We start from the raw sequence: 13,416 nt of genomic DNA, 5'->3' as shown, positions 1-13,416 counted from the left end.
TGCTGTCTGACGATGACGCAGACTTCTAGACGCCGCCGGTTTTTGTACTCGGCGGCGTCTTTCTTTTTCAGGCTGGCGGTCGTAGTGATCCTGCTGGGCGGTGGGGGATGGTGGCTGCTGGCGCATCCCAATACGCCGGTTCCTTCTTATTGGAATCCGTTGCGCGATCTGAAAATCAGCGCGCCGGTGACGCCGGTCACAAAATGGCAGTTGAACCGCGCGCTGGCAAATGAGGCGCAGTGCAGGGCTGCTTTGGCAGAGGCAGGTGTGCAATTCCCAGCAATGCAGGACCTGATTGTCGATCAGAATTGCGGCATCAGCGGTCGGGGTTTGCTGTCGCAACTGGTGACGGCTCGGATGGAGCCTGTGGAAACGAGTTGCACCACCACGTTGCGTCTGGCCATGTGGGAAAACCACGTTGTGCAACCCGCCGCGCAGGATCTACTTGGGACCGAAATTACCCGATTGCGCGACATCGGCAGTTACAATTGCCGTCCTATGCGCACAGCGCAGGGCGAAAACAGCGGGTGGAGCAGCCACGCGCGCGCAGACTCGATTGATGTTATCGGGCTGGATACTGCCGATGGTCGGACGCTGACCTTACTGGCTGACTGGCAACGTAATGAACCAGAGGCAGCGTTTCTGAGACAAATCTGGCGTGGCGCCTGCGATTGGTTCCGCGTAGTTCTTGGCCCTGATTTCAATCGTTTGCATGCCGATCACTTTCACTTGCAAGGACCGGGTTGGGGATACTGTCGTTAGATTGTTTAGAAGCCTTCATCCCAAATTTGACCAAGGGGGAGAAATCGCGAATTTTTTTCCTTTTGGAATACACACGGGCGCGGCTAGTCTTCCGGCCATCGGTGATAAGGGCCGAATTAACGCATTAAGGAGATTGGGATATGGGCAAGCGCGACGAATTGATCGCCAAATACGCAGAAGACCTGAAGGACAAATGTGGGATGGATCCCGATATGGACCTTTTAACCAAGGTTACGATCGGTTGTGGTCCGGCGATCTATGACGCAGATGCGGCAACTGTTGCAGCCAGCCAAGAGTCCGAACTGGAAACCGTCAAGAACAACTTCCTGATCAAAAAGCTGGGTCTGGCCGATGGGCCTGAATTGATGGAAGGGATCAATAAAGCCATGGAAACCTATGGCATGTCCGAGCGTAACAAATACCGCGCTGTGGTCTATTACATGCTGACCAAGCATTTCCGTAAAGAGTCTGTTTACAGCTGATCATCGCGCAAAGTCATTCTGCGCCCGTCGACTAATGACGGGCGTTTTGTTTTTGAATTGAAGTTTAGGGACTTGGTATTTGAAACCATGGTCATGGTTGGGTTAAGTTTAAACCGTGACCAGGACGGTCAGAACCAGACATTTCCATACGCGTGTGGTGAGTAGGGAGCACGCGGGGGTAGGGAAGGTTCTGCATGGTCAGAACCTTCCCTTATTTGTTATCTAAGCTCATTCAGAATGCGTTCTATAAAGTTGTCGAAACTGTTGGGTTGATTGTCTGAAGTGCGGTTTGCACCTCCGCCTGCGCCAGCAAGATAGACCTCAATGCGCCCAGGGCGTGTTTTGCTGCCAGAACCTGTGAAGTCCCGCGCAATACCACCCAAAGCCTTGGCAGCAAGGTCGGCGTTTTCAGCGTCTGCAGGGTGATAATACCGCACCTGAGTTTCTCTGATCCGATAGCCTACACGCGCGGTCGCAACCACATTCGCTTGGCTTTCGTTCAAAAGTTCGAATGCCCGGTCGCTGGTGTCTTGTGATACCCGTGCCGGAACGAACAGTGACACTTCAAGGTCGATCGAAGGTTTAGAGGGTTGAAGTGGTTTTACCTCAGAGTAATTCGGAGTCGCTGATTGCGTGATCTCTTTGGGCAATGGGTCGAAGACTGCCTGTGTCGGCTGTAAAGAACTACGCTTGTTCAGCAGGCTGGAAGCGGGATTTTGCGGCGCAACGGGAACTGAAAATGATACTGGTTTGGCAAGCGTTTCCGGAGCCTCCAAAACAGGTTCAAGTAAGGAGGGAAGAAACACAATCGGCGGGGCAAGTGATGCTTCGGTTTCTTGCGGTGGTGTTTCATCAATATCAATGGAAGGGGTAACTGGCTTTTTCTCAAGAATCGGAGCTTGGATTTCTTCCTCAAGCACGGGCGCAGCCGGATCCTCAGGAATTTGCTCGATCGCTGCAGATGTAGGCGAAAGTGTTTCGTCCAATGCAGGTTCGTCGATAGGATCATTCGATTGCACAACAGAGTTTTCTGGCGTGGACTGTCGTGTTTCAATCACCTTTGTTCCGGCCCAATGCAGCAAAGCCCCACAAAACAGAGCCGCCAAAATTATAGGGATTCGGCTTTTCGAAGGCGGTTTGCTGACAGGTTCGTTCAGGTGGAGTGAGCGTACCCGTTCGGACACGATCTCGTCGATCTCAGTGTCATCTGTTGGCGGTAGCAGGTCTGTCTCAGTTGGTTTCAAGCGCGGTGGTTCGCGCGCTTCGACCTTTCCATCAGCCAGCGCGTTTGCACGCTTTTCGCGCGCCTCTTTCAGGCGCGCTTCCCAGGTTTTTGTGTTCTTCGCAGCGACGGCGTCTTCGAGAATCCCACTGCCGCCTTTAACGTCAGACATGGGGTCACACTTTCAAGAAAGACCGAATTTTATTCGAACACCACCAAGCGTCTGCGGTTGTAAAAACCGCAGATGGCAAGCCCCCACCCGGCGAAGCCCAGAGAAACATAGCATTTTGTCGAGCGCTTGAGAAGTTTTACGCCAGACACAGGTTTACACGTCAATCAGGCTGCGTATCGCCCAGTGCGCAAATCACCTTCCATTCGTATTCAGTCACCGGCTGCACCGACAAGCGCGAGTTCTTGACCAGCACCATTTCAGCCAGACGTTCGTCCGCCTTGATCTGGTCCAGCGTCACCGGTTTGGCAAAGGGCCGAACTGCCTTGATATCCACGCATTCCCACCGTTCATCGTCAGTGGTGCTGTCGGCATGCGCCTCAGCGCAAACCTCGACGATTCCCACCACCGATTTGTCCTTTTGCGAATGGTAGAAGAACCCCCAATCTCCGATGGCCATCTGCCGCATAAAATTGCGCGCCTGATAGTTGCGCACGCCATCCCACTCTTCGCCTGCGTCCCCCTTGGCGACTTGTTGGTCCCAGCTCCAGGTTGAGGGTTCGGACTTGAACAGCCAATATGCCATCAGCCAATCACTTTTTTCCATGGAATCAGGTCAACGGATTGGAACAACCCTGCTTTGGCGTAAGGGTCGTTGTCGGCCCATGTTTGTGCAGCAGCCAAATCTTTGACATCCAGAATTACCAGTGAGCCGATCATGGCATCGCCATCCAGCAGAGGGCCAGCCTGCGCCACAACACCTGTTTCCTCGATATACGCCAGATGCGCGCTGCGATTGTCCAGCCGGGTTTGCAGGGCACCGGGTTTGTCTTTGGCGATGAGAGCGATCAGCATGTTATTCCTCCTTAAGGGGTCGATTGAGTAGGGTTTGAATGGCCTCAGGTACACTGTAAGCACCGCGACTCAGGTCCGCCACAGTGGTACTGATGGGCATGTCCAAGCCTTCTTTGCTTGCGATGTCGGACAAGGCGCAGGCAGTCGCGACACCTTCGACTGTCGTCTGGCTGTCAAAGCGCTGATTTCGACCCAAACTAAGGCCAAAACGATAATTTCGGGACAGATCGGATGAGCAGGTCAGCACCAGATCACCCAGCCCGGACAGGCCCATCAGCGTATCTGGTCGCGCCCCGCGCGCTGTGGCGAAACGCTGCATTTCGACAAATCCGCGTGTCAGCAAAGCCGCCCGCGCACTGTCACCCAACCCGGCACCCATCGTTGCGCCACATGCGATGGCCATGACATTCTTCAATGCCCCGCCCAGCTCGGCCCCAACCGTGTCGGTCGTGCGATAAAGACGAAGATTTGTCGTTGTTAGCTCGGCTTGCAGCGATTTGCCGATCTGGGCATCTGCACATGCCAGTGTCAGCGCTGTTGGCAGGCCGCGTGCGATGTCGTCTGCAAAGCTGGGCCCGGTCAGCAGTGCGACGTCGGCGGACGGCACAACACTTTCAATCACGGCTATCGGACCGAGGCCCGAGGACAGTTCAATCCCTTTGCAGCAGGCGACCAGCGTTTTGCCCTGCAGCAAGGGCGCATGAGACGTCAAAGCCTGTCGCAGTTTCTGCATTGGAACAGCCAGAAGAAGCGTATCTGCTGTGCAAGCTTCCTTGATGTCTGCCGTAGCGGCAATGCTTGGCGGCAGGGTTACACCGGGCAGGCGGGTCTCGTTTCTTCGCGACATTTGCATTTGTTGCGCCTGCTCCGCATCCCGCGCCCACAACGTCACCGGCCCGTTGCCCGCCAGCGAGATCGCCAGCGCGGTTCCGAATGCGCCAGAGCCCAGGACAGAAACGCTCATGCCTTGGCTCCTTTCCTACCGCTGCCCAGCATTGCAGGGCTGCGTTGATCCAGTGGCCACCGGGGACGTGCGGTCAGGTCTAGGCCGTCGCGTGAGCCGGCGCGAAACCGTTCGAGCCCCACATAGGCGATCATGGCGGCGTTGTCCGTACACAGCGGAAGCGGGGGGGCCGTGAATCTCGTACCCTTTTCGGCGCAAACAGTCTCTAACGCGGTACGAATGGCCGAATTTGCCGCCACGCCCCCTGCAACGGCGATGACGGGTTCGGAAGGGTTGAGGGCCAGATACTGGTCCATCGCGCGTCGGGTTTTCTCGGCTAAGGTGTCCACAATCGCCTGTTGGAATCCGGCGCATAAATCCGCGCGGTCCTGACGGGTCAACCCACCCTTTTCCGCGACGATTTGGTCGCGCATCCGCATCAAAGCCGTTTTCAAACCCGAGAAAGAGAGATCACAGCCGGGCCTGTCCAGCAGCGGCCGGGGAAAGCGAAAGCGTTTCGGGTCACCTGTGTGGGCTTCAGCTTCGACCGACGGGCCGCCCGGTTGCGGCAGGCCTAGCAAACGCGCGGTTTTGTCAAAGGCTTCTCCGGGTGCGTCATCAATTGTGCTGCCAAGACGGGTGAACTGTTCTGGCCCGTGGGCGATCAGGTACTGGCAATGGCCGCCCGAGACCAAAAGCATCAGGTAGGGAAAGCTGATCCCGTCTGTCAGGCGCGGTGTCAGCGCGTGCCCGGCAAGGTGATTGACGCCGATCAGGGGCAAGCCGGTGGCGGCGCTCAGCCCCTTGGCACACATGACGCCGGACATGACGCCACCGATCAGGCCAGGGCCGGCAGTGACGGCGATGGCGTCCATGTCACGCAGACCAAGGTCGGCGGCCTCTAGCGCTTGTTTAACGCAGATGTCCAGCTTTTCCGCGTGTGCCCGCGCAGCGATTTCGGGCACAACACCACCATAAGCACTGTGCAACTCGGTTTGGCCATGCACCACCGATGACAGGATTTCAGCATCCGCACCTTCGGTTTGGCGCACAACAGCAGCAGCCGTGTCATCACAGCTGCTTTCCAATCCCAGCACGGTAAGTGTTTGCACCATCACCCTGATCCGTTGCATCATGTTACCAACGGCGGGGTATCACCCTGCGCGGATGCAAACAATCCTCAAGGGCCAAGGCGCCAAACGTTGTATTTGTTGATGACCCGCCCGCGCGCAGCCTCGAAACGGTTTGTCGCGCAGTTGCCGACCCGCACCAGGTCCCGGGTTCAGGTCATCTATTCCCCGATTCTCGAAATTCGCCCACTGCCCGCTGCGGTTGATACCGTAGGTTTGCAGGGTGTGATCTTTACCTCGGCCAATGCGGTGAACGCGGCGGCTTCAATGGGTGTCGACCGCGATTTGCCCGCCTATTGCGTTGGCCCCGCGACGACCGGGACAGCCAAGGGCTATGGCTGGCAGGCCGAGATGGCAGGCACCACAGCCGAAGAGCTTGTGGGGCATCTGTTGAAACATCGACCCCAAAGCCCTTTGTTGCATTTGCGTGGCGAACATACACGAGGCAACATCGCGGGGCGGCTCACCGAATCCGGCCTGACGGTACGCGAACAGCCGGTTTATCAACAGATTCTGTTGCCGCTAACATCCGAGGCGACCCAAGCCGCGAACGACGATTTGCCGATAATCGCCCCACTTTTTTCGCCTCGAACGGCGCGACATTTTGCCGATATTTGGTCGGGCTCGGCTCCGCTTTGGCTGGCCGCAATCAGCCGCGCGACGGCTGATCCCCTTTATTCCTTGGACTATACGCACCTGAAGATCGCCAAAGCGCCGACACCCAAGAAAATGCGTAAGGCGGTTAAAAAGCTTGTAAAACATGTGTTGCGGGTTGAGAGAGACGAGGTCCCCGATTAACTTAGCTTGGGCTGTTATTCATCTGAATTTGGATTCGATAAGGGGAATATTGCGGTGGCTGGTAAGAAGAAATCCGACGAAAAGCCGGTGGAAGACCCCAAGGTAGACGACGTTGTTGAATCCGAGCTGCAACAGGAAGGTACGCCTGTTGACCCCGATAAACCTGTAGCAGAAGACCTTTCCGAAGCCGAAGCCGAAGCCGAAGCCGAAGCCGAAGCCGAAGCCGAAGCCGAAGCCGAAGCTCCGACGGAGGAGATCGCTCCGGTTGCGGAAAAGACGGTTGAGCGCGTGGTCGAAAAACGCGGTGGCTTTGTGCCTGCTTTGCTGGGCGGTGCCGTTGCTGCCGTGGTCGGATTTGCGCTGGGCAATGGCGGGCTGCTGCCGGGTGGTGCTGACAATTCTGACGCGCTGGCGGCGATGGAATCGAAACTTGCGGATCAGTCGGATCAAATCGCCAAACTGTCACAAGGGCTGACAAACGGCCCGGATACGTCTGGTTTGACGGATCAGATCAAAGCGCTGTCGGATAAATTGACCCCGGTCGAAGGTGACCTGAGCGCGGTCAAATCCTCGGTTGAAGCGCTGTCCGGTCAGGTCGCGCCTTTGGCGGATCGGATCACAGCGCTTGAGAAAGCTCCAATCGAATCCAATACCTCACCTGAAGCCACAGCCGCCTTTGAGGCTGAACTGAAAAAGCTCCAGGATTCGCTGGCGGCGCAACGGGCCGAGGTTGAAAAAATGGTGTCGGATGCGCAGGCGCTTGAGGCGAAAGCATCCGCCGACGCACAAGCTGCGACGAACGCCGCGGTTCTGTCTCGTCTGCGCGGGCAGCTGGATGCAGGACAACCTTATTCCGAACTGGTTGCTGAACTGAAGTCGGGCGGTGTGGATGTACCGGATGCTTTGACAGGGCCAGCTGAGGAAGGCGTGGAAACCTTGTCATCCTTGCGGGCGACTTTTGACCCTGCTGCCCGAACTGCACTGGCAGACGCGCGCGATGCGGATAAGGGTACGGGTCTGATCGCTTTCCTACAACGGCAGACAGGAGCACGTTCAGTTACGCCGCAGGAAGGCGACGGGCCTGACGCAGTCCTGTCGCGCGCGCAGGCCGCATTGGCGGATGGAGACCTGCCCAAAGCGTTAAGCGAACTGAAATCACTTCCCGAAGCGGCGCAGACCGCGATGGCCGATTGGCAGCAGGCGGCCCAGACACGGGTTGCTGCTGTTGATGCGGCGAACTCATTGGCTTCCAGCCTGAACTCGAACTGAAGGACCTGCCATGCTGTGGTCACTGTTTAAGATCCTTGTCTTTGTTGCGATTATCGGCCTGCTGGCGCTGGGCGGTCACTTCCTGATGCAAACCAGTGGCGGGGTGCAGATCACCGTCGCGGGTACGGAATTTACACTGGGGCCGCTGCAATCCGTGATTGCGCTGGGCGTGCTGGTGTTTGCGGTCTGGCTGTTCTTCAAACTGCTTAGCCTTTTGGTGGCGACGCTGAAGTTCTTGAATGGCGATGAAACGGCCCTGTCGCGGTATTTCGACCGTAGCCGTGAACAGCGCGGGTATCAGGCTCTGGCAGATGGATTGATGGCTTTGGCTTCAGGTGAAGGGCGTGCGGCCATGACCAAGGCCAACAAGGCCGAAAAGCTGCTCAACAAGCCGGAATTGACCAATCTATTGGTGGCGCAAGCGGCCGAGATGACGGGCGACACCAAGAAAGCGGCCGACACCTACAAGAAACTCGTGACCAATAACGCGACTCGATTTGTCGGCGTGCGCGGGATCATGAAGCAGAAACTGGCCGAAGGTGATGACGAAACCGCTCGCAAGCTGGCTGAAAAGGCGTTGGCAATCAAACCGCGCCATGCAGAAACGCAAGATGTTCTGCTGAACCTTCAAACCAAGGCGCAGGACTGGGCCGGTGCGCGCTCGACCTTGTCGTCCAAATTAAAGGCCGGTTACCTGCCGCGCGATGTGTTCAAGCGCCGTGATGCGGTTTTGGCTTTGTCTGAAGCCAAGGACATTCTGGACGAAGACGCCAGCCTGGAACAGCAGGAACATGCAATCGAAGCCAATCGACTGTCGCCAGATCTGGTGCCCGCGGCTGCGATGGCCGCTCGTGCGTATATTGCCAAAGGTAAACCCCGCCCCGCGACCAAGATCCTGAAAAAAGCCTGGGAGGCGCAGCCGCATCCTGACCTGGCCCACGCTTTCGCCGAGATAGCACCGGATGAGACGCCCGCGCAAAGGATCAAGCGCTTTACCGCACTTACGCGTATTCACCCCGAGAATATGGAGACCCGTCTGATTCTGGCCGAGTTGAACATCGTGGCCGAAGACTTCCCCGAAGCCCGCCGCGCGCTGGGGGATGTGGTTGAAAAACAAGGTGATGCGCGGGCGTACACTCTGATGGCGGCGATCGAACGGGGCGAGGGCGCTTCGGACGCTGTTGTACAAGGCTGGTTGGCCAAGGCGCTCAACGCACCGCGTGGTCCTCAGTGGGTCTGTGACAATTGTCACGACATCCAACCCGAATGGGCCCCGGTCTGCCAGAATTGCGGCAGCTTCGATACGCTCAGCTGGCAAACGCCGCAAACCCCCGAGATCGCCAGCGCAACCGGTGTCCACATGCTGCCACTCATTGTCGGCGCGCTTGAGGATCAGTCGGACGAACCTGAAGAGGTGGAACCATTGGACGAAACCGACACAGTTGATGTGACGGCAGAGCCTGCTGAGTCTGCGGACGAGGCAGGAGTGCAGAAACAAGCCTGAGCGCATCAATGACCATTGGTGTGGTGGCGTCACATCGGCTTGTTTGTTGTCGTCAGGCGCAGGCTGGTTGTTTTTTAAGCTTCCGGCTTACCGCGACTGGGATTGCCAATGAAATGGTGACCAGGCGCACTGCAAGAGAATATGGGTCCGTATCAATCAAATCCGCACCCTTGCCGGAATTCAGCGTGATGACACACAGCTAGCAGTACCGTTTTGATCTGCAATCGGCACCGATTCCGAACCGAAAGCAGGATTCAAGCAGTGTTCGGCAGTCACAGAACAACCGTACGAGAACCACGTTTGAATTCAGGTTTTTAGGAAGAATTTGGTGCCCAGGAGAGGCATTGAACATGTACATCACAATGCACCAAGATTCCTCTAGTAGAATTTTTTTAGAAATATAAACAATGAAGTTAACCGGTTCAACGATCACTATGCCTCAAAGTGCGTCTTGAAACCGCAGGAGAAAAAGGGGATAAAACAGGGGATACAGATTGCTGTGAGGGGATATGGCCGGATCACTCTACAAGTTGAGCGCGGCGAAGGTCCGCAGTGCCGGATAAGGCAAGCACAGTGACGGTGGGGGGCTGTACCTTTATCGACTTACCACAGGGGACCAATGGGTGTTTCGCTTCACCTACTCGGGAAAGCGCAAAGAGATGGGTTTGGGCGGTTATCCCGGCGTGACTTTAGCACAGGCTCGTGAAATGGCTGACGCCTACCGGGGGATCGTCAAGCGTGGCGGCAACCCTATTGAAGTTCGCAATGCAGAAAAAGCGCAAGCCGTTGCTTACCAGATTGCAACCGACCTCACACTCCGCGAAGAGAGACTGTTGAAGAACATCGCGCCTTTAGCCTTCGAAGCCCGCAAAGCGCAGTTGAAAGACGATGGGAAAGCTGGGCGTTGGTACAGCCCAATCAAAACGCACATCCTGCCCGCCTTGGGTGGAAAGCCAGTTGAGGATGTCACCGGCACCGCTATCGCCGACGCCCTCCGCCCGATATGGCACACCAAGACGGATGTCGCCCGGAAAGCTCTGACGCGCCTGAAGGCCTGTCTGAGCTACGCCAGCGCCAAGAAACCTTTACAAACCTTAGCAAACCTTAACATGTCAGATGTCTTTGAAGACACTTTAGTGTGACCGCAAGACAAACCGATTCAGTGGGTCATATGCGACCCATACTTGAATAGTGCACCCGGACATCGTGGGCCTTTACGAATGACATGGATGATGCCGTTAGGAGCGCGATGGTCATCGACACGCTCAACCCCGCGTAACTTCGGAAACATGTGTCTAATGCGGTTGAGATACTCTTGGTCGAGCCAAAGCAAATGCAACATGGCCAATCCTTCTGCCACATTGAATCACGATGTGGCATAGAATGGAATTGACAACGGCAAAGATCACTCAGCGCGGCAAAGCTGTCGTCCGACAGAAACACTCAGATGACCGCTCCGAGCCCAGAGTGACGGATGCTGCGCAAAGTCTGACTGACTTCCAAGCGCGGCATAGCGGTCACTGGTTCAGCGCCGTTGGTCCCCTTGGTCTTTGCCAAGTTTGTTTTGCTCAGATGAGACGGGCGAAGATTGCTCCTGATGGCTTAGGGCGTCGAGCGAACCTCCGCTTGCCGGACCCCGCAGCGGTTGTATCAGCATCCGGTCGAGCCAGAGGTCGCGGCTTGTGCGAAACTGCTCGATGCCGATCACCATCTCCTTATGTCCCTGCGCAGGCTGCGCAACATAGGTTCCCAGGAGCCGATCCCACCACGGTAGGTTGAAACCGAAGTTCGAGTTGGTTTCGCGTGGATCAATGGAATGGTGCACGCGGTGCATGTCCGGGGTGACGACGATCCATCTTAGGATGCGGTCCACTGGACGGGGAAAATTGATGTTGGCGTGATTGAAAAGCGACGTCGCGTTCAGGATCACCTCGAACAAGAGCACGGCGATTGCAGGCGGACCTAGAGCGGCAACGACGGCCAGTTTTATCCCCATCGAAATGAGGATTTCCACCGGATGGAAGCGCAGTCCCGTGGTCGCGTCGAAGTCGAGATCGGCGTGGTGCATCCGGTGCAGGCGCCAGAGCCCCGGCACTGCGTGGAACATTACGTGCTGGAGGTAGATCGCCAGATCGAGCAGTAGCATCGAGACGACGATGGCAAGCCAGACCGGGGCGTCGATGTTGTTGAAGAGGCCCCACCCGCGCTCCTCGGCCAAAACCGCGAGACCCACTGCGAGGATCGGAAAGGTCAACCTCAGGATCGCGGTGTCGAGCACCACGAGTGCTAGGTTATTTGTCCACCGGACAACGCGCGGAATTTCCCTCCTTCTGCGCGGTGCTCCAATCTCCCACAGCGCCATGACCGCAAGAACGCCCAGAAAGGCGACAAGGCGGATGGTCGGCTCGGCGGCAAGGATTGCGTCGGACATGGTACGTGTGCTCCTAGGTTGGTCGTCGCAATTGGCCAGCAAACACTTATAAGCAACAACCCCACTTTTATCTAAGCAGACATTCAAGCAACACCAACTGAGGTCGGCTTTGTCCGCATCTGAGACGTCGGAGGCATAAGTGCCGAACGGCAGCTGCCTGCGGGAGCAGTCGTTCGGGCACAAAAGCGGACTTCATCACGCGGTCCGGCCTCCTCAAATGGCTGCTGAACCCGGCTTTGCGGACATCTGACCGAACCGCTCAGATGTCTCAGAAGAGCCCTTTGCAGCCTTCATACTGCTACCCAGTTGCTGCAACCGCGTCAGGCCGCTCGCAGCCCAAAGCGGACCTTCGTAACAAGACGTTGCAATTTCCGAGACCGGATGTGGGTACGCTCATAACGCTGCGTTTCTGACATTGATTTCATAAAAGAAAAGCTTGGAAGTTTGCCAACAGGTTTGCATGCCACTGAGGAACCCGAACATACAGGCTCTCAGGCTTATCTGCGGTGCCCAATTACAGTTTACTCCCAATCACCAGCAGACGAGCGCCACGTCTTTGCTTCCGCATCCCAAACACTGGCTGTTGCGCAAGGCGTCGGGTTTATTCCGTCACAATTAGTTCCGTGGACATCTGCAAGGACAATGCGTTGACGCCCGAATTCGACGACCGTCCAGCCTCGATTGAGCAAGGAGTGAACTTCCTCTTCAATCAAGAAGTGCGACATGCATCCACCAGTTCCGCAATAAAGAGATGCGGCGCTTGAACACGCAAAACCAGATTCATTCAGAACCCAGTCGCGTTGTAGGTCTCCGTCGAGATCGACCCTCTCAACCGCACCCCAATCTAAGTCAAACTGACCGTCGTTGAACTCTGCGCAGGCTTGTTCTGCCAGATCAACCTTCGCCTGCAAACCAGTTGGAAGTTGCGAAACATCAGCCGCGACAGCTGGTGAGGTCCATACTGGGCTCGAAACCAGCACAATCCCGGAAACCAACCCTTTCAACAGGCCCACTAATTGGGAAGCCGGTTGGAGGGTGGCATCAATTGCACTGATCATACCTGTAGTCCCCGTATTCCAGCCAGTTTGCCGAACCTTCGCTAAAAATTAGAAACTCGGACCTGTCTTCCCCAAGCAGGGCGACAACAAATCCGGTCGGCGGCTCAGAGTTTCCGAAAAAGCTGTAGGCTGTCATGGCTCTGATCGACTCGCCGTTGACCGTTACTCGCGCGTCCCACTCTCCTTCCGGATTGTCCAAAATTACAGGTTCGATGACTCGCTCCACCGCTCCGCCACCACAATAGACGATGCCTTCGGGGGGTTCGTAGGAGGCCCCCTGGCTAGCATCTGAATCGCAGGCGGAACGAAGGGACTGAATTGCCGCGCTGGAACCTTTCAAGTCAAAGATTCCGTAGCTAACATCTTGATCAATCATGGACAGATTAACGGATGCATTGGCTGCAAGCTGGTCCTGTACAAAACCATAGTCCTCTTGACTATTGAAACTGACCTCGACGGGATAGTTGTCGACGATCTGCACGGCAGCGTTTTCTGCGCCAACCTGAAATGCCCCAACTTCGGTGGTGCCGTTCTTCAAAAAACGAATGGAAAACCCCTGCTTCTCCACAATGTCCTGGCTGTCCTCATATCCAGCCGGAGCAAAGCGGATACGGTCACACTGAAGTTCCAATGTCATGTTTCCAGTCTGAATAAATGCATTGGGATTAGGCCCGGAACTGAACGACCATTCTGCTGATGCTGTGGTCGCCATAGCCATCAGTAGCGTTCCAATGGGAATCAGCTTGAAACTCATTTTCTCTCTCCCTGGTATTAAGAATCGAACTGTCATTCA

14 protein-coding genes and 1 pseudogene are annotated in these 13,416 nt (G+C 56.2%); 7 read left to right on the top strand and 8 right to left on the bottom strand.

The features are described from left to right. The first annotated feature begins 12 nt into the window (after positions 1-12). Both GOV89_RS07005 and GOV89_RS07000 read left to right on the top strand, forming a co-directional pair. Positions 13-762 (top strand): extensin family protein, encoded by a 750-nt coding sequence (locus GOV89_RS07005; protein WP_171237881.1) that lies wholly within the window; start codon positions 13-15, stop codon positions 760-762. Between the two features lie 140 nt (positions 763-902). Next, positions 903-1,244 (top strand): DUF2853 family protein, encoded by a 342-nt coding sequence (locus GOV89_RS07000; protein WP_171178779.1) that lies wholly within the window; start codon positions 903-905, stop codon positions 1,242-1,244. 218 nt (positions 1,245-1,462) lie between these two features. Here GOV89_RS07000 and GOV89_RS06995 read toward each other — a convergent pair whose 3' ends face one another. From GOV89_RS06995 to tsaD, 5 genes are all read right to left on the bottom strand, one after another. Then, entirely contained in the window at positions 1,463-2,638 is a 1,176-nt protein-coding gene (locus GOV89_RS06995) for a hypothetical protein (RefSeq protein ID WP_171178782.1), read from the bottom strand. Between the two features lie 160 nt (positions 2,639-2,798). Then, positions 2,799-3,221, bottom strand: a complete 423-nt coding sequence (locus GOV89_RS06990) for an EVE domain-containing protein (RefSeq protein ID WP_171237953.1) — start codon at positions 3,219-3,221, stop codon at positions 2,799-2,801. Next, on the bottom strand, positions 3,221-3,490 hold the full coding sequence (locus GOV89_RS06985; protein WP_171178793.1) for a YciI family protein: 270 nt from the start codon (positions 3,488-3,490) through the stop codon (positions 3,221-3,223). Before GOV89_RS06985 ends, GOV89_RS06990 begins: the two co-directional genes overlap by 1 nt. Position 3,491: 1 nt before the next feature. Beyond that, positions 3,492-4,454: an NAD(P)H-dependent glycerol-3-phosphate dehydrogenase gene (locus GOV89_RS06980; RefSeq protein ID WP_171178795.1), complete on the bottom strand. Its 963-nt coding sequence runs from the start codon at positions 4,452-4,454 to the stop codon at positions 3,492-3,494. Further along, a complete protein-coding gene (gene tsaD, locus GOV89_RS06975) occupies positions 4,451-5,548 on the bottom strand; it encodes a tRNA (adenosine(37)-N6)-threonylcarbamoyltransferase complex transferase subunit TsaD (RefSeq protein ID WP_171178797.1) in 1,098 nt (365 codons plus the stop codon). Before tsaD ends, GOV89_RS06980 begins: the two co-directional genes overlap by 4 nt. Before the next feature lie 99 nt (positions 5,549-5,647). On the opposite strand from tsaD, the gene GOV89_RS06970 reads away from it, so the two are divergent. From GOV89_RS06970 to GOV89_RS23050, 5 genes and pseudogenes are all read left to right on the top strand, one after another. Next, on the top strand, positions 5,648-6,361 hold the full coding sequence (locus GOV89_RS06970; RefSeq protein ID WP_171178799.1) for a uroporphyrinogen-III synthase: 714 nt from the start codon (positions 5,648-5,650) through the stop codon (positions 6,359-6,361). 54 nt (positions 6,362-6,415) lie between these two features. Beyond that, complete coding sequence (locus GOV89_RS06965) at positions 6,416-7,630, top strand: hypothetical protein (RefSeq protein ID WP_171178801.1); 1,215 nt, start codon at positions 6,416-6,418, stop codon at positions 7,628-7,630. 10 nt (positions 7,631-7,640) lie between these two features. Next, positions 7,641-9,134 carry a heme biosynthesis protein HemY gene (locus tag GOV89_RS06960; protein ID WP_171178802.1) on the top strand — a complete coding sequence of 498 codons (1,494 nt, stop codon included), beginning with the start codon at positions 7,641-7,643 and terminating at the stop codon, positions 9,132-9,134. Positions 9,135-9,712: 578 nt separating this feature from the next. Beyond that, positions 9,713-9,892, top strand: a pseudogene (locus GOV89_RS23055) (Arm DNA-binding domain-containing protein); the annotation flags it as partial. Positions 9,893-9,967: 75 nt separating this feature from the next. Beyond that, positions 9,968-10,276: a hypothetical protein gene (locus GOV89_RS23050; RefSeq protein ID WP_371810623.1), complete on the top strand. Its 309-nt coding sequence runs from the start codon at positions 9,968-9,970 to the stop codon at positions 10,274-10,276. Positions 10,277-10,659: 383 nt separating this feature from the next. Here GOV89_RS23050 and GOV89_RS06950 read toward each other — a convergent pair whose 3' ends face one another. The 3 genes from GOV89_RS06950 to GOV89_RS06940 all read right to left on the bottom strand — a co-directional run bounded on the left by GOV89_RS06950 (position 10,660) and on the right by GOV89_RS06940 (position 13,377). Next, a complete protein-coding gene (locus GOV89_RS06950) occupies positions 10,660-11,565 on the bottom strand; it encodes a sterol desaturase family protein (protein WP_171237880.1) in 906 nt (301 codons plus the stop codon). A gap of 521 nt (positions 11,566-12,086) precedes the next feature. After that, positions 12,087-12,623 (bottom strand): hypothetical protein, encoded by a 537-nt coding sequence (locus GOV89_RS06945; RefSeq protein ID WP_171237879.1) that lies wholly within the window; start codon positions 12,621-12,623, stop codon positions 12,087-12,089. Further along, entirely contained in the window at positions 12,607-13,377 is a 771-nt protein-coding gene (locus tag GOV89_RS06940; protein WP_171237878.1) for a hypothetical protein, read from the bottom strand. Before GOV89_RS06940 ends, GOV89_RS06945 begins: the two co-directional genes overlap by 17 nt. Between the last annotated feature and the right edge of the window lie 39 nt (positions 13,378-13,416).

This window comes from Ruegeria sp. HKCCA5763 (genome assembly GCF_013034545.1).
Taxonomy (GTDB): domain Bacteria; phylum Pseudomonadota; class Alphaproteobacteria; order Rhodobacterales; family Rhodobacteraceae; genus Ruegeria.
This window is presented reverse-complemented; position numbering and strand designations above follow the sequence as displayed.